Genomic DNA, 2108 nt, shown 5'->3' on the forward strand with positions numbered 1-2108 from the left:
TGCAACCATGTGCCTACAAGCAGTTAGAGCCCGTTTAAGGGTGATAGCGTGCCTCTTGTAGAATGAACCGGCGAGTTATAGTTGCATGCAAGGTTAAGTTGAAAAAGCGGAGCCGAAGCGAAAGCGAGTCTGAATAGGGCGTTGAAGTATGTTGCCATAGACCCGAAACCAGGTGATCTATCCATGTCCAGGATGAAAGTGCGGTAATACGCACCGGAGGTCCGAACCCGTGTACGTTGAAAAGTGCTGGGATGAGGTGTGGATAGCGGTGAAATTCCAAACGAACTTGGAGATAGCTGGTTCTCTCCGAAATAGCTTTAGGGTTAGCCTCGGATTTAGAATCATGGAGGTAGAGCCACTGTTTGGACAAGGGGTCCGTCTTGGATTACTAAGTTCAGATAAACTCCGAATACCATTGATTTATATCCGGGAGTCAGACGATGAGTGATAAGATCCATCGTCGAAAGGGGAACAGCCCAGACCGCCAGTTAAGGTCCCTAAATATATGCTAAGTGGAAAAGGCAGTGGAGTTGCATAGACAACTAGGATGTTGGCTCAGAAGCAGCCACCATTTAAAGAGTGCGTAATAGCTCACTAGTCGAGTGATTCTGCGCCGAAAATTTACCGGGGCTAAGCATATTACCGAGACTGCGGACGCGACTTTGTCGCGTGATAGGAGAGCGTTCTAAGGGCAACGAAGCTAGACCGTAAGGACTAGTGGAGCGCTTAGAAGTGAGAATGCCGGTATGAGTAGCGAAAAATCAGTGAGAATCTGATTCACCGAATGACTAAGGTTTCCTGGGGAAGGCTCGTCCACCCAGGGTTAGTCGGGACCTAAGTCGAGGCCGAGAGGCGTAGACGATGGATAACAGGTTGAGATTCCTGTACTAGTTATTAACGTTTGAGTGATGGAGGAACGCAGAAGGCTAAGTTGTGCATCCTGATGGAGATGGATGTTCAAGTCGTAAGTCAGGTCAAGAGAGAAATGCTTTTGATCGAGTTGACAAGCGACGATGAGGACCGAAATTATAGTAGGGAAGCAACTGATGTCACGCTGCCGAGAAAAGCTTCTAGCGAGTTAATAACTACCCGTACCGCAAACCGACACAGGTAGTCGAGGAGAGTATCCTCAGGTGAGCGAGAGAACTCTCGTTAAGGAACTCGGCAAAATGACCCCGTAACTTCGGAAGAAGGGGTGCTGTCCTAACGGACAGCCGCAGTGAAGAGGCCCAGACGACTGTTTATCAAAAACACAGGTTTCTGCAAAATCGTAAGATGACGTATAGGGGCTGACGCCTGCCCGGTGCTGGAAGGTTAAGTGGAAGAGTTAGCTTCGGCGAAGCTCCGAAATGAAGCCCCAGTAAACGGCGGCCGTAACTATAACGGTCCTAAGGTAGCGAAATTCCTTGTCGGGTAAGTTCCGACCCGCACGAAAGGCGTAACGATCTGGGCACTGTCTCAACGAGAGACTCGGTGAAATTAAGATACCTGTGAAGAAGCAGGTTACCCGCGACAGGACGGAAAGACCCCATGGAGCTTTACTGTAGCTTGATATTGGGTGTTTGCACAGCTTGTACAGGATAGGTAGGAGCCATTGAAACCGGAGCGCTAGCTTCGGCGGAGGCGTCATTGGGATACTACCCTTGCTATGTGAACACTCTAACCCTGAGCACTCAACGTGCTCGGAGACAGTGTCTGGTTGGCAGTTTGACTGGGGCGGTCGCCTCCTAAATAGTAACGGAGGCGCCCAAAGGTTCCCTCAGAATGGTTGGAAATCATTCAAAGAGTGTAAAGGCAGAAGGGAGCTTGACTGCGAGACATACAGGTCGAGCAGGGACGAAAGTCGGGCTTAGTGATCCGGTGGTACCATATGGAAGGGCCATCGCTCAACGGATAAAAGCTACCCTGGGGATAACAGGCTTATCTCCCCCAAGAGTTCACATCGACGGGGAGGTTTGGCACCTCGATGTCGGCTCATCGCATCCTGGGGCTGTAGTTGGTCCCAAGGGTTGGGCTGTTCGCCCATTAAAGCGGTACGCGAGCTGGGTTCAGAACGTCGTGAGACAGTTCGGTCCCTATCCGTCGCGGGCGCAGGAAATTTGAGAGGA

At 50.7% G+C, this 2108-nt stretch carries 1 rRNA gene; it reads left to right on the top strand.

The features are described from left to right. Positions 1-2108 (top strand): 23S ribosomal RNA (locus AC6UD0_RS07135); the annotation flags it as partial.

It is taken from the genome of Fructilactobacillus sp. X7R9C1 (assembly GCF_059901005.1).